Annotated in this window: 21 protein-coding genes; all 21 read left to right on the top strand. The window is 43.0% G+C overall.

Translation table 11 applies throughout. The annotated features are described in order from the left end of the window. Positions 1-726 carry a class I SAM-dependent methyltransferase gene (locus MKY99_RS28215; RefSeq protein WP_339267548.1) on the top strand — a complete coding sequence of 242 codons (726 nt, stop codon included), beginning with the start codon at positions 1-3 and terminating at the stop codon, positions 724-726. 71 nt (positions 727-797) lie between these two features. Next, positions 798-1,763 (top strand): glycosylase, encoded by a 966-nt coding sequence (locus MKY99_RS28210; protein ID WP_339267547.1) that lies wholly within the window; start codon positions 798-800, stop codon positions 1,761-1,763. A gap of 20 nt (positions 1,764-1,783) precedes the next feature. Then, positions 1,784-2,734: a hypothetical protein gene (locus MKY99_RS28205; protein WP_339267545.1), complete on the top strand. Its 951-nt coding sequence runs from the start codon at positions 1,784-1,786 to the stop codon at positions 2,732-2,734. 18 nt (positions 2,735-2,752) lie between these two features. Continuing rightward, on the top strand, positions 2,753-3,502 hold the full coding sequence (locus MKY99_RS28200) for a class I SAM-dependent methyltransferase (RefSeq protein ID WP_339267543.1): 750 nt from the start codon (positions 2,753-2,755) through the stop codon (positions 3,500-3,502). Between the two features lie 19 nt (positions 3,503-3,521). After that, a complete protein-coding gene (locus MKY99_RS28195; RefSeq protein WP_339267541.1) occupies positions 3,522-4,619 on the top strand; it encodes a DegT/DnrJ/EryC1/StrS family aminotransferase in 1,098 nt (365 codons plus the stop codon). Positions 4,620-4,812: 193 nt separating this feature from the next. After that, complete coding sequence (locus MKY99_RS28190; RefSeq protein ID WP_339267539.1) at positions 4,813-5,196, top strand: flagellar protein FlaG; 384 nt, start codon at positions 4,813-4,815, stop codon at positions 5,194-5,196. Between the two features lie 21 nt (positions 5,197-5,217). Next, a complete protein-coding gene (gene fliD / locus MKY99_RS28185; RefSeq protein ID WP_339267537.1) occupies positions 5,218-6,711 on the top strand; it encodes a flagellar filament capping protein FliD in 1,494 nt (497 codons plus the stop codon). A gap of 22 nt (positions 6,712-6,733) precedes the next feature. After that, entirely contained in the window at positions 6,734-7,123 is a 390-nt protein-coding gene (gene fliS, locus MKY99_RS28180) for a flagellar export chaperone FliS (protein WP_339267535.1), read from the top strand. After that, positions 7,116-7,451 (top strand): hypothetical protein, encoded by a 336-nt coding sequence (locus MKY99_RS28175; RefSeq protein ID WP_339267533.1) that lies wholly within the window; start codon positions 7,116-7,118, stop codon positions 7,449-7,451. The genes fliS and MKY99_RS28175 overlap by 8 nt, the downstream gene beginning before the upstream one ends. A 234-nt stretch (positions 7,452-7,685) precedes the next feature. Further along, a complete protein-coding gene (locus MKY99_RS28170; RefSeq protein WP_019915069.1) occupies positions 7,686-7,883 on the top strand; it encodes a cold shock domain-containing protein in 198 nt (65 codons plus the stop codon). A gap of 387 nt (positions 7,884-8,270) precedes the next feature. After that, entirely contained in the window at positions 8,271-9,707 is a 1,437-nt protein-coding gene (locus MKY99_RS28165; RefSeq protein ID WP_339267531.1) for an S-layer homology domain-containing protein, read from the top strand. A 229-nt stretch (positions 9,708-9,936) separates the two neighbouring features. Further along, complete coding sequence (gene raiA / locus MKY99_RS28160) at positions 9,937-10,485, top strand: ribosome-associated translation inhibitor RaiA (protein WP_042131328.1); 549 nt, start codon at positions 9,937-9,939, stop codon at positions 10,483-10,485. A 279-nt stretch (positions 10,486-10,764) separates the two neighbouring features. Further along, a complete protein-coding gene (secA, locus tag MKY99_RS28155) occupies positions 10,765-13,272 on the top strand; it encodes a preprotein translocase subunit SecA (RefSeq protein ID WP_076297896.1) in 2,508 nt (835 codons plus the stop codon). A gap of 367 nt (positions 13,273-13,639) precedes the next feature. Then, a protein-coding gene (gene prfB / locus MKY99_RS28150; RefSeq protein WP_339267529.1) for a peptide chain release factor 2 occupies positions 13,640-14,753 on the top strand; the annotation gives its coding sequence in 2 pieces (ribosomal slippage) (positions 13,640-13,711 and positions 13,713-14,753; 1,113 coding nt in all). Positions 14,754-14,905: 152 nt separating this feature from the next. Further along, on the top strand, positions 14,906-15,790 hold the full coding sequence (locus tag MKY99_RS28145; RefSeq protein WP_042131326.1) for a YitT family protein: 885 nt from the start codon (positions 14,906-14,908) through the stop codon (positions 15,788-15,790). A 181-nt stretch (positions 15,791-15,971) separates the two neighbouring features. Then, complete coding sequence (gene argC / locus MKY99_RS28140; RefSeq protein ID WP_218640883.1) at positions 15,972-17,021, top strand: N-acetyl-gamma-glutamyl-phosphate reductase; 1,050 nt, start codon at positions 15,972-15,974, stop codon at positions 17,019-17,021. 20 nt (positions 17,022-17,041) lie between these two features. Continuing rightward, positions 17,042-18,274, top strand: coding sequence for a bifunctional ornithine acetyltransferase/N-acetylglutamate synthase (gene argJ / locus MKY99_RS28135; RefSeq protein WP_339267527.1), 1,233 nt, complete (start codon positions 17,042-17,044; stop codon positions 18,272-18,274). 41 nt (positions 18,275-18,315) lie between these two features. Further along, positions 18,316-19,146 (top strand): acetylglutamate kinase, encoded by an 831-nt coding sequence (argB, locus tag MKY99_RS28130; RefSeq protein WP_339267525.1) that lies wholly within the window; start codon positions 18,316-18,318, stop codon positions 19,144-19,146. A gap of 70 nt (positions 19,147-19,216) precedes the next feature. Beyond that, entirely contained in the window at positions 19,217-20,503 is a 1,287-nt protein-coding gene (locus tag MKY99_RS28125; protein ID WP_339267523.1) for an acetylornithine transaminase, read from the top strand. Continuing rightward, positions 20,500-21,468, top strand: coding sequence for an ornithine carbamoyltransferase (gene argF, locus MKY99_RS28120; RefSeq protein ID WP_036678521.1), 969 nt, complete (start codon positions 20,500-20,502; stop codon positions 21,466-21,468). Before MKY99_RS28125 ends, argF begins: the two co-directional genes overlap by 4 nt. Before the next feature lie 311 nt (positions 21,469-21,779). Beyond that, the gene (locus MKY99_RS28115) at positions 21,780-23,015 is read left to right on the top strand and encodes an argininosuccinate synthase (protein ID WP_042192353.1); all 1,236 of its coding nucleotides are present in this window, start codon (positions 21,780-21,782) and stop codon (positions 23,013-23,015) included. The last annotated feature ends 28 nt before the right edge of the window (positions 23,016-23,043 follow it).

Raw genomic sequence — 23,043 nt, 5'->3', positions numbered from 1 at the left:
ATGAATGAGGAAATAGAGATGCTTGAAAGAATTAGTGATTTTTATAAAAATGGCGACCTTATGGATGAGATACTTGTGGATCGAGAAGTTAGCTTAATTAAGAAAATTGTTCTGAATAACAATGGGAGAGCACTTGAAATTGGTTGTGGAAACGGATATTCTACAGAACGTTTAATTAACCTATTTGATAAATATTCTGTACTTGAACCATCAAGAAAAAATTTGGAACTTATGAAAAAAAAGCTTGAAACAGAGGTCGAGACGTTTAACTGCTTACTAGAAGATTTTCAGACAGATAAAAGCTTTGACCATATCTTATTTCTTAATGTCCTAGAACATGTCGCTGATCCTATAGTGTCTTTGAAGAAAATTGAAACATTATTATCAGACGAGGGAAGGGTATTTATTTCTGTACCAAACTGTATGAGTCTTAACAGAAGAGCAGGATTTGAGATGGGATTATTAGAAAGTTACGACAAATTTGCACCAAAAGACTACGAACTTGGTCATAGAAGGCTGTATACCGTCGAAATGTTGGAGGAACATCTTGAACTTTCAAATTTGGAATTAGAAACGATTAAGGGGATATATCTAAAACCTCTTGCTGAAGCTCAAATGGTCGAGCTTGGATTAGATGCAGTAAAAGCCTTTTATTCATTGGGAGAGGACGTCCCACAATATTGCGCTAACCTTTTCGTAGTAGCTAAAAGAAAAGCGAAATATTAGTGTTCTTGAAATTTGTCATTAAGTTTCATGGTCCTTCGGTACTTAGGGTTAGCTAAAATGGAGGTTTAAGAATGTTTGAATGGAACAAACTTGGAAGGATATTTAATCCGCTGGATATAAAAGATAAGTATTGGATCAACGAATTTGCTCAAGCACCTTCGGTATTAATTTTTGATGAATTTATTAGGGTATATTTTAGTTGTAGACCAAAGCCAGATGCTAATGGTCAATACATCAGTTATTCTGCCTTTGTCGATTTGAATAGAAATAATTTGTTTGAAGTTGTAAATATAAGTGAAGATCCTGTACTGAAATTAGGAGGGGTGGGAACTTTCGATGAATTCGGTACCTATCCAATATCAGTAATAGAGTATCGCGAGAAAGTTTATGCTTATTATGCTGGTCATACGAGGTGTGAGTCAGTGCCGTTTAATACTGCTATTGGGATAGCGGTAAGCGATAACAATGGCGAGACATTTGATAAGTTAGGAGCTGGGCCTGTTTTATCCTATTCACCTGATGAGCCTTTTGTATTGAGTGGACCTAAAATCAGAAGATTTAACGACACTTGGTATATGTGGTATATCTCAGGATTGAAATGGATAAAGACAGAGAGTAAGCCTGAGGTTATTTATAAAATTAGAATGGCGTATTCTAGTGATGGACTGAACTGGACAAAGATAAATAGGAATATTATAGAGGACGAAATAGGAGAAGATGAGACTCAAGCGAGCCCTGATGTTTTTTTTAGTAGTGGTAAATATCATATGTTTTTTTGTTTTAAACACGCTACTGATTTCAGATTAAATAGAGAAAGAAGTTATAGAATAGGCTATGCCTGGTCGAACGATATGATCAATTGGAATAGAGATGATTCAAAAGCAGGTATTGATGTTTCTGATGATGGATGGGATTCGGAGATGGTTGCGTATCCTCATGTTTTTGAGCTTGATAATAAGATATATATGCTTTATCTTGGCAATCAAGTTGGTAGATATGGATTTGGAATAGCTCAGCTCGAAGGAAGACTCGTCTAGTCTTAGAAAGGGTGTTCATCATGGAATGGAGCAAAATGGGTAAAATATTTGACCCAACACAGTATAAACTGATCAATGATTGTTCTGAATTTGCACAATCTCCGCAGGCACTAGTTTTTGAGGATTATGTGAGGATCTATTTTTCGTCAAGAAAAAAATCAGATAACGGAAAATTTATAAGTTATATTCACTTTATTGATATGGATAAAGAATTTAAAGAAGTCATAAACATTTCAAAGGAAACAGTCATTGAGCTGGGTGAATTGGGCTGTTTTGATGAACACGGTATATTTCCAATGAATGTTTTAAGATTTGATAACAAAATATATGCGTATACAAGTGGCTGGACACGAAGAGTCTCTGTTCCTGCAGATTCCGGAATTGGTTTAGCAATCAGTTATGATGAAGGCGCTTCTTTTGAAAAAATAGGAAATGGTCCGGTAATGACTTCATCTTTATATGAACCGTTTTTAGTGGCTGACCCTTTTGTTTTGGTGATCGGAGATATCTTTCATATGTGGTATATTTATGGAACAGAATGGAGTGCTCCCGTAAATGAAATGTCTGTAGAGCGCACTTATAAGATTGGTCACGCTACTTCTTTAGATGGTGTTAACTGGAAGAAAGAAGGGAAGCAGATCATTACCGATAAATATTCGGATGAATGTCAGGCTCTCCCTACCATTATACATTTCAAAGAACAATATCACATGTTTTTCTGCTATAGACAATCTTTTGATTTTAGAAATAATAAGGATAGAGGTTATAGAATCGGTTACGCATACTCAGATGATCTGAGTAATTGGATAAGAGATGACTCTAAGGTAGGTATTGATGTGACAGAAGGTAGCTGGGATTCTGACATGATGTGCTATCCTAATGTCTTTAATTGTGATGGGAAAATATATATGCTATATAATGGAAATCAATTTGGTCGCTATGGATTTGGTCTGGCTCAATTGGTGGAATAATAGAAAAGTGGTGTAAGAATGAATATAAAAAGAGACTATAATGAAGAATCGAAAGATTTAGTAAATGGTAAATATGCATATAGTTTTGATTATGACGTAATGCACCCATACATGCTTAGGTCCTTTGAACCGTTTATAAATGTAGGCAATTGCCTTGAACTTGGGAGCTATAAAGGTGATTTTACGAAGAGGCTACTGCCTTACTTTGAGGAAATCACTTGTGTTGAAGCCTCAGATGAAGCTATAGAAGTAGCAAGAAAGACCTTAGAAAAAAAGGTTAGTTTTGTGAACTCCCTTTTTGAAGAAGCTATACTCCCTACTAAATATGATAATGTTATCTTAACTCATGTTCTAGAACATATTGATGATCCTGTTGCATTACTTCATAAAGTGAACACCGAATGGCTGACAGATAAAGGACGATTCTTTGTAGTTTGTCCTAACGCGAATGCTCCATCACGTCAAATTGCTGTGAAAATGGGACTCATTAGCCACAATAGTGCAGTGACAGATGCTGAAGCAACACATGGACATAGAATAACCTATTCGTTAGATACATTAGAACGAGATATTCGTCTATCGGGTTTGAGAATTATTCACCGTACGGGGATTTTCTTTAAAGCACTTGCTAATTTTCAATGGGATCAGTTACTAAAAACAGATATTATATCTAAGGAATATCTAGATGGTTGCTATGAACTAGGCCAACAATATCCTGATCTCTGTTCGAGCATTTTATTTATATGTGAAAAAGGCGACGATAACTAATCATTAATTGAGGTGCTCTATGCCAATTAACGTAACTAAATCCTCATTACCGCCTTTTGAAGAGTATATAGATGAGATTAGATCTATATGGGAAACAAAGTGGCTTACAAATATGGGCGAGAAGCATAGTCAATTTGAGAAAGAATTAGAAGCATATTTAGGCGTACCCCATGTTTCTCTTTTTACAAATGGTCATTTGGCACTTGAGATGGCTTTTGAAGTGCTAAGATTAACTGGAGAAGTAATCACGACACCTTTTACATTTGTCTCAACAACTCACGCTATCACACGGAAAGGTTTAACTCCAGTGTTTTGTGATATATCTCCCAAGGATTATACAATGGATGTTACGAAAATAGAATCTCTGATTACGGAGAAGACGACTGCAATTGTACCAGTCCATGTCTACGGAAATGTGTGTGATGTTTATGAGATTGATAGAATTGCAAAGAAATATAACTTAAAAGTTATTTATGATGCAGCTCATGCTTTTGGAGTTTCTCTTAATGGTCAAGGCATTGGAGGTTTTGGTGATATGTCGATGTTTAGTTTTCATGCCACTAAGGTCTTTAATTCCATTGAAGGAGGAGCTATAACTTTCGCTAATGAACAATATAAAAGCCAGCTCTATCAGATTAAAAATTTTGGCATTACTTCTCCAGAAAGTGTTATCTTTGCTGGAGGTAATGGGAAAATGAATGAGTTCTCTGCTGCAATGGGAATTTGTAATATTCGATATATTAATGAGAACATAAAAAAAAGAGAAGAAATAGTTGAACGGTATAAAGATTGGCTCCTTGATGTTCCGGGGATAGAACTACTGCAGGCACAGGAGGGAGTAGTTTCAAATTATGCTTATCTCCCTGTTCTGTTTAAAGAAAGTGAATTTGGAAAAACTCGTGATGAAGTGCATGCTGCTCTTGAAAAGGAACAAATAATAGCACGTAAGTATTTCTATCCGCTCACTAATTCCTTTGAGTGTTATAACGGAAGATTCAGTTCTAATGAAACACCTGTTGCACAATTCGTTGCTGACAGAATTCTTACTCTGCCACTCTACGCAGAATTAGAACTTCAAGATGTAGATAGGATATGCAGTATTGTACTAGAAAAATAGTTCTTAGAAAAAGTGGACTAGTAAATTTGGTCCGTTTTTTTTACTTTTTTATATATCTTTGAAAAATATCCCGTTTAAGGATTTTCATATAAATACTACTGGAAGTCAGGCGGTTATTCTAAAAATAACTATAATAAGTTTGGTTATATGCCGATATATAAACTAAATACTAGTTTTCGTGGAGGTTTTGATAATGGATGTCCAGTTTTCTCTATCAGCCAAATCGATAGACCGGACTAACAGTAATCTGAATTACGAGACTACTAATAAGAAAGATAACAACGAGAGAACGAAAGCAAATAGTGCCTCGGATCTGATTACTATGGAAAGACAAGGGGCCAAAATTCCAATAGGTGAAGAACAACTCCTTCGGAGTATTGCCCGCGCTGTTAAAGCGTTAGAGGGGCCAACAACTTCCTTGGAAATAAGCATTCATGAGAAAACTCACGCCCTAATGGTAAAAGTTATGAATAAAGAAACCGGTGAATTGATTCGTGAGGTCCCCCCCGAAAAAACGCTTGATTTGGTAGCCAGTATGATGGAGATAGCAGGAATTCTAATTGATGAACGTGTATAGAGAGGAGCTGTATGAAAAGCTATGAGAGTAAGTGGATTTTCTTCTGGAATAGATGTTGACAAAATTGTCAAAGACATGATGACAGCAAAACGGCAACCGCTAGATAAACTTAATCAACAGAAAACAATATTGGGATGGCAGAGGGACAGCTATCGAGAATTTAATGCTAAGCTAGTTGATTTAAAGATGAATAAATTAATTAAATGGAATACTTCTTCCCAAATGAATGCTCAGAAAGCAATAGTTTCAGGAAATACATCTGCAGTTCGGGCGGAGGCTACTGCGCTTGCTAATGGTGTTGAAATGTCGGTTAGTGTGGAGAAGGTTGCATCTAAGTCATCCTTAGATTCAACTACTAAACTTACGGCGTCTACTGGCACAGGTAAAGCTACACTTAATACTCTACTAAGTGACCTGGTTAGTAGTGCAACTTCTCCTCTTAAGTTGGTTGTTGACGGGGGAGAGACAATTACCTTTACATCAGAGGATACCATTTCAACAGCTATGGCTAGAATTAATAACAGTTCGGCAAACGTAACTGCGGTTTTCGATGAAGTTAGTGGAAAGTTGTCGATTAAGGCCAACAAATATGGTACTGACAATGTTATTGAAAATGATAAGTTGAGTGGTTCCTTTTTAGACTTAATGAAGATGGATCGGAACGACGCTAGTTCATACCATGGTGCAGCTGATGCATTAATTAAAGTGAAAACATCCGGAGTGGAAGAAGAATATACTTCAACCTCTAACACGCTAACAATAAATGGGGTAGAACTTACACTCCTAGCTAAAAGCGATATTACTGGTGGTGTCTCAACGATTTCTACTCAGACAAGCCCTGATAAGTCTATTGAAACCATCAAAGCATTTGTCGAAACATACAATGACCTTATAAGCTTAATGGCAAATAAAATAGGGGAGGAAAAGTATAGAGCTTATACTCCTTTGACGGATGAACAGAAGGCTGCTATGACGGATAAGGATATTGAGTTGTGGGAGGAGAAAGCAAAGAGTGGCTTGCTTAAAAATGACTCTATTCTATCAACGGCCATTTCGGATCTTCGCTCTGCAATAACATCAAAACTAGGCGATCTTAGTTCGATTGGGATAACTACAGGGCAATATTTTGAAAATGGTAAATTATACGTAGCTGAAGATAAACTTAAACAAGCTATATTAACTAATCCGCAAAAGGTGAATGATTTATTCCGAGGTTCAGCGATTGATACAACTGGCGGGATATACGGTGCGGTATCTAATGCAGCGGATAAGGCTTTGGATAAAATTGTGTTAAAGGCAGGTACATCAAAATATTCTACAGATGTAAAAAGTGTATATAAAACTGAAAGTGTTATGGGGCGATTGTTGAAAGATTATAACACACGAATTAGTAATTTACAGGATCGATTAAACGATTTGGAAACCAGATATTACAAACAATTCACTGCCATGGAAACGGCGATGAATAAATATAACTCTCAGTCCTCAAGTTTAACTAGTCTGTTATCGAGTTAATATGAAGTAAAGGGTGACATAAATGATAAATTCTCCTTATGAAAAATACCGTCAATCATCGGTAAAAACATCGACCCCCTCACAGTTACTAATAATGTTGTTTGATGGAGCGATTAGATTTGTAAGGGCGGGTATGGAGGGCATTGATACAGTTGATTTTCAAAAGACAAACATTAATTTGGGCAAGGCCCAGGCGATTGTTAGTGAATTGATGTCGACACTGGACCCGACCTATGACATATCCAAGAGCTTGTATGATCTATATGAATATATAAATCATTTGTTGATTCAGGCAAATGTGAAGAAAGACAAGGTACCTGCAGAAGAGGCGTTACAGTATTTGACTGAGTTTCGCGTAACTTGGTTGGAGGCGTCAAAGCTGGCACCAGCACACGAGAAGGCACATGGATAATTGTATCTTAGAATTAAATAAGATTACTCAAGATATTATTAATAGACTAGAAAATTGTTCATATGAAGAATTAGATGATTTCGTCGAACAACGTCAAATTTTGATAGATCAGCTCGAACAAGAAATAAGAAAACAGTCGATTGGTGAAGTCCAGCAGAATCAGATACTAGAGTTGCTGAAGGCCGATCCTATGATAATCCAAAGAATGCAACAACTTAAGAATGAGGCAGCGAATTGGCTTCAACAGAGAGAACAGGCCAAAGCACAGCGCAGTGCCTACGAGGCCGCCTACACCCCAGACAGCTTTCTTATGGATCGCAAAAAATAATTTTATCGGTGTTTCACTATAGGAGTAGACGGGTATTAAATACCGTCTGCTCTTTTTTTGATCCTTACGCCGCAGCTATTTCTTGATTATGGTAAATTAAACGTCCTATTTTACGTGGTAAATTATTGCATGTAAACATTTACTTTTCCAATTGACAATGAAGAAGTTACGGTGGTATAGTCGATTTGTGAGCAAGACTCACGTTCATCTGATGACGAAGGGAATGTTTAATCAATGGAAGGTAAAGTAAAATGGTTTAACGCAGAAAAAGGTTATGGTTTTATCGAGACTGCAGACGGTGGCGACGTATTCGTACACTTTTCCGCGATTCAAACAGATGGTTTCAAAACTTTGGATGAAGGCCAATCCGTAGAGTTCGATATCGTTGAAGGTGCACGCGGACCACAAGCAGCTAACGTAATCAAATTATAATCATACGGCTAAGCCGACCTACATATAAGTAGATGGTTAGCAATTTAGACAGCGCTAGCAAGGATCTTGGGATTTCTCCCAAGGTCCTTTTTTTGTGTGCTTGGGGCCCCCGCAAAGTACCTGAGTATACATCGAAGTAAAGCTCCACTTTGTGGGGATAATTTGTGCTCTCAAAAGCCTCTATCAAGGCTGTTAATAGAAAGAAAATAGCGTACTTTGTAAATTTATAATATGGAAAATGTTAGAACTCTTCGAAATGTGGGTAATAGGTATACGTTGAGCTGTTTATCTTACCTCGACGCACACTATGTTAGCCTAGGCCAATACTTCCAAGAAGAGATTCATATAGCCTACGCTATCAAAACTTTTAGGAGGATGATTAGCAGGATGAAAAAGAAGTTGCGCGGTCTTATGACCGGAGTTTTAGGAGTTAGTATGTTATTAGGATCTCTTGGCAGCGTATCTGCCGCCTCCGTACCTAAGGATATTCAAGGTCACTGGGCCCAAGCTCAGCTACAGGAATGGCTAGATAGTGGATACCTTGGAGGATACCCAGACGGTACAGTTAAACCAAACAAGGCAATTACACGTGGAGAGTATGTGACTCTGGTAAATCGCCTGTTCGGTTTTAAAGAAAAAGCCACTGTAAGCTTTAAAGATATGAAAAGCACAAACTGGAACTACAGTGAAGTGGCTAAAGCCGTGGAAGCTGGCTATATCGGAGGATACGAGGACAATACGTTCCGTCCTAATAGTCCGCTCACAAGACAAGAGGCAGCAGTAATGGCTGCGAAATTACTTAAATTGAGCACCAATAGCACTACTAGCAAATTTAAAGACAACGCACAAATTGCAGCATGGGCAAAAGGTGCAGTAGCCGCTGCAGCGGATAAGAAGATTATTAACGGTTATCCGGATGGAACCTTCGGTCCTAAGAGATCGTTAACACGTGCAGAGGCTGTAGGTATCATCAACACCTCAGTCATCTATTACCCAGGTAGCGGCACAGGTGGTGGAGTAGTTCCTACCCCAACGCCAACGGCTACTCCGACACCAACCGCTACGCCAACGCCAACAGCTACTCCAGGTGGTAGTACAGGTGGTGGATCTGGCGGCGGTAACGGTGGTGACGGAAATGTCACAACACCAACCGTAAGTGGGGCAACCTATGGTAACGTTGGTTCGGTAACAGCCGATGTATACCTGACATCTTCCGTAACTGGCTCAGTGTACTATGTTGTAGCTCCTTATACTGCTAACGTAAGTGCACCGAGTGCATTGCAGGTAGAAAAAGGACAGATCAGCAATGGAACTGCAAGCGAACAACATGGTAGTGTTGCAACTGTAGCCAACACAACGGTTACATTCTCGGTTTACGGATTGAATCCTGGGACGGAATATGCAACATATATCGTAGCAGCGGATGCATCTGGCAATCTGTCTACTGTAACAACAGTTCGATTAACTACTGCTCAGGCAACAGCAAACTCGATTACGCTTTTTGAACCAGGACAAGTAGGTACAGTTACAGCAGATGTGTATGTTAAATATGGCGTGACTGGTGGCACTCCAACACCGGTAAGATATGTAGTATTGCCGGCAAATGAAAAAGCACCTAGCGCAACACAAATTTCTTTAGGGCAGAATAGTGCGGGTACAGCATTGACTGCTCCATGGACGAACACACTTACGTTCGCTCCTGGTGTAAAATATACGCATACATTGACTGGATTGACAGCCAATACTGCCTATAAGGTATACGTTATTAAAGGAACAGGTACACAATTGTCACCTGTAGAAATCATTCAAATTCATACCAAGTAACTTAATCTTATACTGTCTCAGTTTGGGAATATAAGAATGGAATTCGTACTATAATAACGTCAGGTTTACTCTTGGTCCGGTGAGGCGAATAGTTGCTCTTACCGGACTTGTTTTATTTGTGAACACTACGACAATATTTGTTATCTAATTGTAAGGGCTGTAAGGAATTACTTTTTACTTAGCCTTAACAATTTGGTATAATGAAGGTGTAACTAAAGGAGGAGTGGCCATGCAATTCACCATTCGAGGTCAACAAATTGACGTGACCGACGCTTTGAGAGAGTATGTTGATAAGAAGCTCAGCAAACTTGAGAAGTATTTCGAAGCACCCCCTACCTCTGAAGGGTCTGTGACGCTTGGCGTAGTTCGCGGCCTTCATACGGTGGAAGTAACCATTCCGCTTGCTGGCGTGACGCTTCGTGCGGAAGATCGCAGCGATGACATGTATGCTTCCATAGATGCCGTTGTGGACAAGCTAGAACGTCAAATTCGCAAACACAAAACGAAGATCAATCGTAAGTTCCGTCAAGAGGGACTGAAGACGCTGTTTGTGGATGGAGCTAGTACCGCTGTTGCTGTAGAAGAACAAGATTATGATGATTTAGAAGTTGTGCGGAACAAACGCTTTACAATGAAACCGATGGATGTAGAAGAAGCGATTCTTCAAATGAACATGGTAGGACATAATTTCTTTGTGTTTTCCAATATCGACACCTCGGAAGTAAGCGTAGTTTACAAACGTGATGATGGTAAATATGGACTGATTGAACAGGGCTAAGATACAATGATGCCAGTTATGCTCTAAGTATAAAGGGCCTCGAGAGTTAGTCAGAACCTAAGAAATTTAAACCGAGCCCCTATTCGCTTTCAGCGAATAGGGCTCTTGTGCGTATAAGCGACTATATTTGAAAAATGTGGCTGATACACCTTGTATTGCGGCATCTCTTACAAACTGTTACAATTTATGAAGCAGCGGAATCGAATTTATAAATGGCCCTTTCAATTTTGTTAGGATGGGCTCGGTTCCACCATCTGTGTTGCATGAAAGGGGTTAACCATGCTAGGACTTGTAAAGAAAATATTCGGAGACACCAACGATCGTGACGTTAAACGTCTCATGAAGACAGTCGATGTAATTAATGGATTGGAACCGGAATTTGTAAAGCTATCTGATGAACAGTTACAAGCTAAGACAGCAGAATTCCGTGCCCGTATTGAAAAAGGCGAAACTTTGGAAGAAATTCTTCCTGAGGCATTTGCAACCGTACGTGAAGCTTCCAAGCGGACACTTGGTATGCGGCATTTTGATGTGCAGTTAATTGGTGGTATGGCTCTGCATGAAGGCCGAATCTCCGAGATGAAAACTGGTGAAGGTAAGACACTAGTAGGTACATTGCCAGTGTATTTGAATGCTTTGCTAGGTAAAGGCGTACACGTAGTAACGGTTAATGACTATTTGGCTCAGCGCGACAGCGCACAAATGGCACAAATCTATAACTTCCTGGGCATGACGGTTGGGGTTAACCTAAGCGGTATGGACCATGCTGATAAACAAGCTGCTTATGCCTGCGATATTACGTATGGCACAAACAACGAATTTGGTTTTGATTATTTGCGTGACAACATGGTGCTTTATAAAGAGCAAATGGTTCAGCGCCCTCTGTATTTCTGTATTATTGATGAAGTGGACTCTATTCTTATTGATGAAGCACGTACACCTCTTATTATTTCCGGACAAGCTGAGAAGTCTACAGAATTGTATTTTTCAGCAGACCGTTTCGTGAAAAAGCTTAAGGCTGAAGAAGACTACACAGTTGATATTAAGGTGAAGTCTGTAGCCTTGACTGAAAAAGGTGTGGCTACTGCTGAGCGCGCTTTTGGTATTGAGAACTTGTATGATCACAGTCATGTGACCTTGAATCACCATATCGTCCAAGCCCTGAAAGCAAACGTAATTATGCGTCGTGACGTAGATTACGTTGTAAACGAGGGTGAGGTCGTTATTGTCGATGAATTCACAGGACGTTTAATGTCAGGACGTCGCTATAGCGATGGATTGCACCAAGCGATTGAAGCGAAGGAAGAAATTGAAGTACAGAATGAAAGTATGACTCTTGCAACGATCACATTCCAGAACTACTTCCGTATGTATCGTAAACTCGGTGGTATGACAGGTACAGCGAAGACTGAGGAAGAGGAGTTCAAGAAGATTTATGGTCTTGAAGTTCTTCAAGTCCCTACGAACAAACCAAATCAGCGTGTAGATATGCCAGATGTGGTCTACAAGAGTGAGAATGGTAAGTTCAAGGCTGTCGTGGAAGAAATTGTAGAACGTCACAAAAAGAACCAGCCTGTACTGGTCGGTACAGTGTCGATCGAGAATTCAGAGCTCGTTTCTGAAATGCTGAAGCGCAAAGGTGTTAGACACCAAGTGCTTAACGCGAAGCATCACGCTGCGGAAGCAGAAATCATTACCCATGCAGGTCAGCCAGGTACAGTTACGATTGCTACCAACATGGCTGGACGTGGTACGGACATCGTTCTGGGTGAAGGTGTGACAGATCTTGGAGGTCTGCATATCATTGGTACAGAGCGTCATGAATCGCGCCGGATTGATAACCAGCTGCGCGGTCGTGCGGGTCGTCAAGGTGACCCTGGTTCTACACAATTCTACTTGTCGCTTGGCGATGAGCTCATGAAGCGTTTTGGTGCTGACAACGTTCTGACTATGATGGATCGTCTCGGATTCGAGGAAGATCAGCCGATTGAGAGCCGCATGATCACGCGTGCTGTAGAATCTGCTCAGAAACGTGTTGAAGGTAATAACTTTGATATCCGTAAAGTCGTATTGCAATATGATGACGTGATGAATCAACAGCGTGAAATTATTTATAAACAACGCCGTGAGATTCTGGAGTCCGATAATATTAAAGATATCGTGCTTGAAATGATCAAGCCTGTAATTGAGCGTATCGTTCTAGCACACTGTAGCGATGATATTCCTGAGAACTGGGAACTGCAAGAAGTTGCTGATTACGTAAACAGCAAGCTGCTTGAAGAAGGTGCTTTGACCCGTGATATTCTATGGGGCAAGGAAGCAGAGGAAATCATCGAGTTCATTTTCGAACGTGTGCTTGAGAAATATGCTGCACGTGAAGAACGTCTGGGTTCAGAACTCGTACGTGAATTCGAGAAGGTAATCGTGCTTCGTTCCGTAGATAGCAAATGGATGGATCATATTGATGCAATGGATCAATTGCGTCAAGGGATTCACTTGCGTGCTTACGGTGGTACGGATCCACTTCGCGAATATCAATTCGAAGGCTTTGAGATGTTTAATACTATGACTGCTACGATTCAAGAAGAAGTAGCTACTTATATTATGAAGGCTCACATCGAGGCGAATCAGGAACGTCAATCCGTTATTGATGAAGACAAGATCTCTACAAACAGCGAACCTGTTGAGAAACGTCCGGTTCATGTTGAGGCTGTGACTGGCCGTAATGATCTTTGCCCTTGCGGAAGCGGTAAGAAGTACAAGAATTGCCACGGTCAAAACGCATAAGACAAACGTTTAGTAGCGCTCATATTCAGGTGTTGAAGATGTAAGTCTTTAACCCTGATCTCTATGGGTATACTAACCATAAAGAGCGGCTGGGCCCGGGGGTATCCCCCGTTTACGGCCCAGTCGCTTTTTTGGATCTTTAGCACTTGAGTGAATTTGGAATGGAGAGAAGGTTTGGAACTGTAGAAACGGAGTGTTCGCCTTTGTTTCGAGATTCCAACCGCGATGCGGTTATCTATTCAAGGAATCTGGAAACAACAGCGATCGGAAGTCCAATCCTTCTCGGAATGGCTGAACATTCACTCATTCACTAACTATCCAATAGAGCGAAGACCGTAACAACCCATTTTGAAAGGTGAAGTGACCTATGATAGAACCAAATGTAAAGCAGGATCTGCGTGAAATAGGCAAGAAACTAACTGACCTTAGGGGGTCTCTTTGACTTAGATCTTAAGCAAGAGATGATTTCTAACTTTGAAGAGAAAATGGCGGCTCCAGGATTCTGGGATAATAGTGAGCAAGCGCAGAGTGTAATCGCTGAGATGAACGCTGTGAAATCTTCCGTAGATCAATACGAGAAGCTTCAACAGGAATACGATGATGCTGCGATGATGGCAGAGCTTGCGGATGAAGAGGGCGATGAGGATCTGGCAACAGAAATCGGAGAGACGATCCGCAGCCTAGGCGGTAAAGTGGATGAATTCGAGCTGCAATTGCTGCTTAACCAACCGTACGACAAGTTAAATGCTATTCTTGAGCTTCATCCGGGTGCAGGCGGAACAGAATCCCAAGACTGGGGACAGATGTTGCTGCGTATGTACACACGTTGGGCTGAGAAACGTGGATTTAAGGTTGAAGTGCTTGATTATTTACCGGGTGATGAAGCAGGGATTAAGAGTGTTACACTGCTCATCAAGGGTTTCAACGTCTACGGATATTTGAAAGCCGAAAAGGGTGTACACCGACTGGTGCGGATATCCCCGTTTGACTCTTCTGGCAGACGGCACACCTCTTTTGTGTCCTGTGATGTCGTTCCGGAAATTACGGATGATGTTGAAGTTGAGATCCGCACCGAGGATCTTAAGATCGATACGTATCGCGCGAGTGGTGCCGGTGGACAGCATATCAATACCACGGACTCTGCGGTACGGATTACTCACTTGCCGTCGGGCGTAGTGGTAACCTGCCAGAACGAACGTTCACAGATCAAGAACCGGGAACAAGCCATGAAAATGCTGCGTTCCAAGCTCTATGAACGCAAGCTGCAAGAGCAGCAGCAGCAATTGGATGAGATTCGCGGCGAGCAATCCGAAATCGCTTGGGGCAGTCAGATTCGTTCCTATGTATTCCATCCGTATAACATGGTCAAGGATCATCGTACTTCCGTGGAAACGGGTAATGTGGGTGCAGTAATGGACGGAGACCTGGACGCATTCATTGATGGGTACTTGCGTAGCCAGATCAAGGTTGAGGCGGATTAAGGGATTTTTTCGGGAATATAGGAAAGTATAAGGTTACTCCATACTTTATCTTTATATTTTTTTTAGGGGAAACGGATACCATTCTTTGATATGAATGGAATAGCCGTTTCTTCTTACGTAGAGCAAGATGACACTTTAAGGAGCGCCATGAAATGCAAAAAATCAATTCTCGTAATAAACCCCCGCTGATTCCGCTGAATGGACCCGTCCGTCATGTGGTGGATACAACGCTTATTCTGATCGGTTCGCTAATCACGGCACTGGGGTTTAATCTTTTTTTTCTGCCTAATCATATAGCTTCTGGTGGTGTATCGGGTCTTTCAGTATTGGCTGAAGCTTGGTTTGGGGCTGAACCGGCATTTACGCAATGGGCACTTAATATCCCACTGTTTGTGCTCGGAGTAATCTTCCTGGGTAAACAATACGGCGTTCGCTCGTTGCTCGGGAGCTTTGTGTTGCCGCTATTTATCTTGTTGACAAAAGATTTGCCTACACCGACAACCAATCCACTTTTAGCCTCCATTTATGGCGGTATCTGTGTGGGGGTGGGACTTGGCGTTGTGTTCCGCGGACGGGGCTCAACAGGTGGACTTACGATTTTGGCGCAGATCATTCAAAAGATATCTGGTCTTAGCTTCTCGGTTTCCGTTGTGTTGCTGGACGGGACGGTTATTGTGCTGGCTGCATTTATACTCGGCATGGAGCAAGCGCTGTATGCGCTGATCGGATTGTTTGTTACAGGTAAGGCCATTAATGCAATAGAGGTAGGCTTCCGTTATACGAAGGTTGCTTATATTATCTCGGACAAAACAGATGAAATATCTGCGGCGATATTAAATGATCTGGATCGTGGTCTGACAAAGCTGGACGCACATGGCGGGTACACTGGCGATGCACGTACTGTTCTGATGGTTGTGGTAGGTCAGAATGAAGTATCAAGGCTAAAGGCGATTGTCCAATCCGTAGATACAAGTGCATTTGTTATTATTACCGAAGCACATGAAGTGTTAGGCGAAGGATTTAAAAGAGAAGCGTAATCTCTCCTACAGGGGAGGTGACGCTTCTCTTTTTTTCTAAATGAGGTTATATTTAGGATGAATAAAGTTCACATATTATGTTGTATTTATATTAATAGGGATGTATAATAATACATATTTCTAAGACGGTATGCATTATATTAAATAATATATTCATGATAAGCAGGAAGTGGGGATGACAGTGGAAGGCAAGCTGAGGGCGGCGATTGTTGGATCAACGGGTTATGGAGGCGTAGAGCTGATTCGGTTACTACAAAGTCATCCTAAAGTAGAGATTACTTCGGTAATTTCCTCATCTAGTGCAGGGGATGCGATAGAGGAAGGGTTTCCTCATTTGACGGGCATTATTGACCGAAGGCTGGATGGCGTTGATCCGGCGCAGATGGCTGAGCGGGCGGATGTGGTTTTTACGGCTACGCCGTCTGGTGTAAGTGCAAAGCTGGTGCCGCAGCTGCTGGAAGTTGGACTTAAGGTCGTAGATCTATCCGGTGATTTCCGATTGAAGGATGGCGCAGAGTATGAGCACTGGTACAAACATACAGCTCCTGCTGATGAGTACCTGGAACAAGCTGTGTACGGACTTTGCGAGGTGTTCGGAGAGCGTGTGGCTGGGGTTGATTTTATATCTAATCCAGGTTGTTATCCTACGGCTACACTTCTTGGACTAATTCCTGCGATTCAGGCAGGCTGGATTAAGCATGACAGTATTATTATTGATGCCAAATCCGGGGTTACCGGAGCAGGACGCGGAACGAGCCTGATGGTGCATTATGCAGAGATAAACGAGAACTTAAAAACTTATAAAATAAATAAACATCAACATATACCAGAAATCGAGCAGACGCTCACGGAGATTGCTGGAGAAAAGGTAACCGTAACGTTCACCACACATCTCGTGCCTATGAGCCGAGGTATTATGAGTACGATGTATGCAGGAATGACGGGCAATTATACGGAGCAGGATTTTGTGAATTTATATCGTGAATATTATGCGGGCAGACCTTATGTGCGGGTGCGCGATGTAGGTGTGATTCCAGCGACAAAAGAAGTTAGCGGCTCTAATTATTGTGATATCGGATTTGCGACAGATGCCCGTACAGGGCGGGTGACCATAGTCTCCGTCATTGATAACGTTGTAAAAGGTGCGGCAGGTCAGGCAATACAGAACCTTAATTTGATGATGGGATGGGAGGAAACCCTTGGCCTCGGCTACACACCTGTGTATCCATAAGGATCAGCGGTACAAATAACATGAGCGAGATTGAATTATTTACTACCTTGGAAGGCGGAAGCATTACTTCGCCTAAAGGATTTAAGTCCGGAGGACTGCACTGTGGATTGAAAAAAACAGACCGCAACGATCTCGGAGTGATTCTTTGTGAGGTTCCAGCTACGGCTGCTGCCGTGTATACGACAAATGTTTTTCAGGCGGCTCCTCTGAAGGTGACGCGGGAAAGTCTTGTGAACGGAACGTTGCGAGCGGTAGTCGTGAACAGCGGGAATGCTAATGCCTGCACAGGTGAACAAGGCGAGGCCGATGCTTATGAGATGCGCGCTGCTGCGGCTCAACATTTGGGTGTGGAGGTTAATGATGTTGCTGTTGCCTCGACTGGTGTGATCGGTGAGCTGCTGAAGATGGATTGCGTACGTAGCGGTATTGCTGCAATACCAGAAAAGCTTGACGGTGAGGCTGCTGGAGCGGAAGAATTCTGTCAGGCCATACTTACAACTGATTTAGTTAAAAAAGAGGTTGCCGTGAAGGTGCTTGTTGGCGGTGTAGAAGTTATTATTGCTGGAGCCGCGAAGGGCTCCGGGATGATTCATCCTAACATGGCTACGATGCTTGGTTTTATGACTACAGATGCTGATATTTCAGCGGAGGATTTACACAGTCTACTTCGTTCTGCTACGAACGTTACTTTTAATATGATTACAGTGGATGGAGATACTAGCACCAATGATATGTTAGTGTCGATGGCCAGTGGGCTTGCGGGTAATGAAAAGCTGACCCGATTGCATCCGGATTGGGATGCTTTTGCCGCTGGATTCACGTATGTCTGCCAGACGCTTGCGAAAGCGATAGCTCGTGATGGAGAGGGTGCGACTCACCTGATTGAGGTTCAAGTGAATGGTGCTGTTCATGGCGAAGCTGCTGCAGCGATTGCCAAGACAGTGGTGGGCTCTAGTCTAGTGAAATCTGCTATTTTTGGAGCGGATGCGAACTGGGGACGGATTATTGCTGCGGTTGGACGCGCGGGTGTTCCAGTATCTCCGGAGCGTGTGAACATTTCGTTAGGTGATATCGAGGTGCTACTGCATTCGAAGCCGGTTGCTTTTGATGAGGAGAAGGCTTTGGCCTATTTGCAAAAAAGTGAAACTGTGCTGATCACTGTAGATTTACATGATGGAACCGGAAAAGCTACAGCTTGGGGCTGTGACCTAACTTACGATTATGTGCGTATTAACGCTGCATACCGTACCTAATTTGTGGCGGCTTAAGCCCACAAGGGAAGGATACCGAACTTATGATGCTAAATAGCGAGCTTGAACTTATAGATGCATTAGATGGTTGTGGATTGTTTGTGATGAAATGCGGCGGCAGTACGCTGGCTGCTCTTCCTGATTCTTTTTTCGAAGATTTACGAGATTTGCAGCAGGAAGGCATTCAGCCTGTAATTGTTCATGGCGGAGGGCCAGCCATTTCAGAGAATCTAGCAAAGCTGGGCATTGAAATCAGCTTCGTGAACGGTCTGCGAGTAACCACCGAGGCAGTACTAGATGTCGTAGAGATGACGCTGGCAGGGAGTATCAACAAGGCGATTGTAAGGCGAATTCAAGGAAGTGGCGGCCTAGCTCTAGGGCTATCCGGCATCGATGGAAATATGATTACTGCTAGACCCGTAGCTAATAGCGCTGAAGTAGGTTTGGTAGGAGAGGTAACGGAAGTGAAAGCTGAGATTGTAACTGGTATTGTTGGTATGGGATATATTCCTGTCATTGCACCTATCGGTGTAGATGCTGCAGGTCAGCGCTACAATATTAACGCAGATACAGCAGCAGGGGCAGTCGCTTCTTATGTAGAGTCTCCCCAAATGATCGTAGTTACAGATGTGCCTGGCATTATGAGTACGGTGGAGGGTCGAAAGGTTGTGCTTCCATCCGTTACCGTACAGGAAATCGAAGCTTTAATTGAAAGTGGAGAAATCTACGGCGGCATGATCCCAAAAGTACGGGCAGCTATCGATTGCATTCAAGGCAGCGTTTCAGAGGTTATTATTGTGGATGGAAAAGAACCGCGGGTGCTTAGCCGAGTACTACAAGGTGAAGCGATAGGCACACGTATTATTCGTTCGTAGAATCATAGATGAATATCAATTAGAGGTGCAGCCTGGTACACAGGAGCACAAGGTGGGAGAGTGACTTAGAATGAGCAAGCTTACACAAGCGGAATTGGATTCGCAAGCAGGGGCACAGCAGACCGATACAGTAGGATCAGGTACACCGGATGTTGCAGCAGGCAAGCTGAGCGCGGTATTCCCTTCTTACGCCAGATATGATCTTAGCTTAGTTAAAGGCAAGGGCACCTGGGTATGGGATGATAAGGGCAATAAGTATCTTGATTTCACAAGTGGATTGGCTGTGACCAGTCTAGGTCATGCTCCTGAAAAAGTCGGTGCTAAGCTGAAGGAACAGATCGATACCCTCTGGCATGTCTCGAACCTGTTCCATATTCCTGGACAGGACAAAGTTGCAAACCTTTTGACAGAGAATAGCTGCGCTGATCAAGTGTTTTTCTGCAATAGTGGGGCAGAAGCGAATGAGGCTGCTATTAAGCTGGCTCGTCGTTACCACCAGAAGATTAAAGGTGAGGATCGTTATGAGGTTATCACATTTGAACAATCCTTCCATGGACGTACACTAGCCACACTGACAGCTACAGGTCAGCAAAAGGTAAAAGAAGGCTTCCTGCCGCTTCCAACAGGCTTCAAGACTGTGCCCTTGCATGATCTCCCGGCGTTGGAAGCTGCTATTGGTGATCATACCGCTGCTATCATGCTGGAGATGGTGCTTGCAGAGGGTGGCGTGCTAGAGGTAGAACCAGAGTTCTTGAACGCTGTAGTAGCCTTGTGCAAGAAACACGGATTGCTTCTGATTGTAGATGAGGTACAGACAGGTATGGGACGTACAGGCAAGTTGTTCGCTCATCAGCATTATGGAATTGAACCAGATATTTTCACTTTGGCTAAAGGGATTGCTAGTGGGTTCCCAGCGGGCTTAATGCTTGGCAAAGGATATTTGCGTGAAGCATTCTCACCTGGCAGCCATGCGTCCACCTTCGGAGGAACACCGCTTGCAACAGCGGTTATGGCAGCGACGATTGAGACGATGCTGGAGGATGAGCTTCCACAACGAGCTGAAGAAATGGGTAAGTACCTGACGGGTCTTTTGAAAGAGAAGCTGGCGGACTGTTCTTTTGTGAAGGATATCCGTGGTAAAGGACTGTTGATCGGGATTGAATGTCAATCACCAGTGGGCGATATTGTTTTAGCTGGACAAAAGAAAGGCCTGTTGTTCGTGACAGCGGGTCCTAATGTCCTTCGCTTACTGCCTAATCTATATGTAAGTAAAGAGGAGATCGACCAAGCGGTAGACATCGTCTCCGAACTCATTCATACTTATGCTAAACAAGCAAACGGGGAGGTAAGCTCATGAGTCAGGGCGTACAGAGTAACAAGCACACCATTGCGCAGCAACTGAAAGGCCGTGATTTACTGGAGCTGAACGATTACAGCCCGGAGGAAATTACGTATCTGATTGATTCGGCGATTGAACTGAAGAAGAAGCAGAAAAATGGCGAAGAATTTCAGCCGCTGAAGGGGAAAACGATTGGTCTTATTTTTGAAAAATCCTCTACTCGTACGCGCGTGTCGTTTGAAGTTGGAATGTATCAGCTGGGAGGGCATGCCCTTTTCTTGAGCAAAAATGACATTCAGCTTGGACGCGGTGAAACGGTTGGCGATACAGCACAAGTAATGTCACGTTACCTCGACGGAATTATGATCCGTACCTTCGGCCATGACAAAGTAGAGGATCTGGCTCGTTATGCTTCTATTCCAGTAATCAACGGTCTGAGCGACCTGGCACATCCTTGCCAAGTGCTGGCGGATTACCAAACCATTTATGAACACAAAGGGAAACTTAAAGGCCTGAAGCTGGCTTACATCGGCGATGGAAACAATATGGCACATTCCCTGATGATTGGTGGCGCTAAGCTGGGTGTGGATGTATCTATCGCTGGACCGGAAGGCTATGAGCCGGATGCAGCGGTTGTAGCAGAAGCTCGTGAGATCGCTAAAGAAACAGGGGCCAAGATTGTGGTAACTCGCAGCCCGCAAGAAGCTGTGCAAGACGCTGACGTTATCTATACCGATGTGTGGGCGAGCATGGGCTTCGAAGAGGAGCAAAAGGCGCGTGAAGCGGCATTCAAGGACTATCAGGTCAATGAGGAGCTTGTAAAAGGCGCGAAGAGCGATTATCTCTTCCTGCACTGCCTGCCGGCCCACCGTGAGGAAGAGGTTAGCACAGGCGTGATTGACGGCCCTAACTCGGTCATCTTTGATCAGGCTGAGAACCGCCTGCATGCGCAAAAAGCTTTAATGGCTGCGTTGATGAGTTAAGGAATCATAGATAATTAGGATTGAACTTATATTGGTCTAAGATTATATAAAATACTATATAAGATGAACTTAATAAGTAGCGTTGGAATTCCGGTGCGGAGCAATGAAGTGAAAGTTTGGAACTGTAGGAGCGTTAGCATTCGCCTTTATAATCAGATTTCATCTGCGAAGGCAGACTACAATCATAGAAATCTGATTATAACAGCGACCGGAAGTCCAAACATTTCACGTAGTTGCGCTTTATCACCGGAGTTCTATAAGCGCATTTAAGCGAATCTTATACCCCCCACACGAAAGGAAGTTGCCACACCATGGCTAAAGAAAAAATTGTACTCGCCTATTCCGGCGGACTAGATACATCCGTTATTTTGAAATGGCTTAAAGAAACTTATGATGCTGAGATCATCGCCTTCACAGCCGATATCGGCCAAAAAGAAGAGCTCGACGGTTTGGAAGAAAAAGCACTAGCTACTGGTGCATCGAAAGTATACATCGACGACCTGCGCGATGAATTCGCTAGCGATTTCATCTACCCTATGTTCCAATCCGGCGCGCTTTACGAAGGCCAATACTTGCTCGGAACTAGTATTGCTCGTCCGCTAATCGCTAAGCGTATGGTGGATATCGCCATCGCTGAAGGCGCTACGGCTATCGCGCATGGCGCGACAGGTAAAGGTAACGACCAAGTGCGTTTTGAACTTGGCGTAGCTGCTCTTGCACCAAACATTAAGGTGATTGCACCTTGGCGTTTGGAAGAGTTCCGCAATCAATTCCCGGGTCGTGCGGAAATGATCGCTTATGCGGAAGCTAATGATATTCCGGTACAAGCCTCTGCGGCGAAGCCGTATTCGATGGACCGTAACCTGCTGCACATCAGCTATGAGAGCGGCGTATTGGAAGATCCTTGGTTCGATCCAAGTGCACCTGAGAACAAAGGAATGTTCCTACTGAGCAACGCTCCAGAGGATGCTCCGGATGAAGCGGAATATTTGGAACTCGATTTCGTTAAGGGAGACTGCGTAGCGCTGAATGGTGAGTCCTTAAACCCACTTCAAGTGATGGAGAAATTGAACGAGCTAGGCGGTAAACACGGTATCGGACGTGTGGATATGGTTGAGAACCGTTTTGTCGGCATGAAGAGCCGTGGTGTGTATGAGACTCCGGGTGGAACAATCCTGTTCGTCGCTCATCGCAAAATGGAGTCCATCACGATGGACCGTGAAGTGATGAACCTGCGTGACAGCCTGATCACTCGTTACAGCACTTTGGTGTATAACGGTTTCTGGTTCGCTCCAGAGCGTATCGCACTGCAAGCTCTTGTAACACAGAGCCAACAAAATGTAACGGGTACTGTTCGTCTTAAACTGTACAAAGGCAACATCATCGGCGCTGGAGTGAAGAGCCCAGTCAGCCTGTACAATCCTGAGATTGCAACGATGGAAGCTGATCCTACACAAGCTTATGATCAAGGGGATGCAACTGGCTTTATCCACTTGAACGCATTGCGCCTTAAGGTTTCTACAGGTGTAAATGGAGCTTCGAAATAGAACGATAACATAAACTTAAACGGGCAAC

It is taken from the genome of Paenibacillus sp. FSL R5-0470 (assembly GCF_037975205.1).
In the GTDB taxonomy this organism is placed as follows: Bacteria; Bacillota; Bacilli; order Paenibacillales; family Paenibacillaceae; genus Paenibacillus_AQ.
The sequence above is the reverse complement of the archived record's forward strand: the minus strand, read 5'-3'. Positions and strand labels throughout refer to the sequence as shown.

What these genes read in the sequence shown, in the direction of transcription:
- MKY99_RS28125 (WP_339267523.1), top strand. Translation starts at nt 19,217, where the DNA reads ATGAGCAAGCTTACACAAGCGGAATTGGATTCGCAAGCAGGGGCACAG.
- secA (WP_076297896.1), top strand. Translation starts at nt 10,765, where the DNA reads ATGCTAGGACTTGTAAAGAAAATATTCGGAGACACCAACGATCGTGAC.
- MKY99_RS28170 (WP_019915069.1), top strand. Translation starts at nt 7,686, where the DNA reads ATGGAAGGTAAAGTAAAATGGTTTAACGCAGAAAAAGGTTATGGTTTT.
- argB (WP_339267525.1), top strand. Translation starts at nt 18,316, where the DNA reads ATGATGCTAAATAGCGAGCTTGAACTTATAGATGCATTAGATGGTTGT.
- fliD (WP_339267537.1), top strand. Translation starts at nt 5,218, where the DNA reads ATGAGAGTAAGTGGATTTTCTTCTGGAATAGATGTTGACAAAATTGTC.
- fliS (WP_339267535.1), top strand. Translation starts at nt 6,734, where the DNA reads ATGATAAATTCTCCTTATGAAAAATACCGTCAATCATCGGTAAAAACA.
- argJ (WP_339267527.1), top strand. Translation starts at nt 17,042, where the DNA reads ATGAGCGAGATTGAATTATTTACTACCTTGGAAGGCGGAAGCATTACT.
- MKY99_RS28165 (WP_339267531.1), top strand. Translation starts at nt 8,271, where the DNA reads ATGAAAAAGAAGTTGCGCGGTCTTATGACCGGAGTTTTAGGAGTTAGT.
- argF (WP_036678521.1), top strand. Translation starts at nt 20,500, where the DNA reads ATGAGTCAGGGCGTACAGAGTAACAAGCACACCATTGCGCAGCAACTG.
- MKY99_RS28115 (WP_042192353.1), top strand. Translation starts at nt 21,780, where the DNA reads ATGGCTAAAGAAAAAATTGTACTCGCCTATTCCGGCGGACTAGATACA.
- MKY99_RS28145 (WP_042131326.1), top strand. Translation starts at nt 14,906, where the DNA reads ATGCAAAAAATCAATTCTCGTAATAAACCCCCGCTGATTCCGCTGAAT.
- raiA (WP_042131328.1), top strand. Translation starts at nt 9,937, where the DNA reads ATGCAATTCACCATTCGAGGTCAACAAATTGACGTGACCGACGCTTTG.
- MKY99_RS28195 (WP_339267541.1), top strand. Translation starts at nt 3,522, where the DNA reads ATGCCAATTAACGTAACTAAATCCTCATTACCGCCTTTTGAAGAGTAT.
- MKY99_RS28175 (WP_339267533.1), top strand. Translation starts at nt 7,116, where the DNA reads ATGGATAATTGTATCTTAGAATTAAATAAGATTACTCAAGATATTATT.
- MKY99_RS28210 (WP_339267547.1), top strand. Translation starts at nt 798, where the DNA reads ATGTTTGAATGGAACAAACTTGGAAGGATATTTAATCCGCTGGATATA.
- MKY99_RS28215 (WP_339267548.1), top strand. Translation starts at nt 1, where the DNA reads ATGAATGAGGAAATAGAGATGCTTGAAAGAATTAGTGATTTTTATAAA.
- MKY99_RS28200 (WP_339267543.1), top strand. Translation starts at nt 2,753, where the DNA reads ATGAATATAAAAAGAGACTATAATGAAGAATCGAAAGATTTAGTAAAT.
- MKY99_RS28205 (WP_339267545.1), top strand. Translation starts at nt 1,784, where the DNA reads ATGGAATGGAGCAAAATGGGTAAAATATTTGACCCAACACAGTATAAA.
- MKY99_RS28190 (WP_339267539.1), top strand. Translation starts at nt 4,813, where the DNA reads ATGGATGTCCAGTTTTCTCTATCAGCCAAATCGATAGACCGGACTAAC.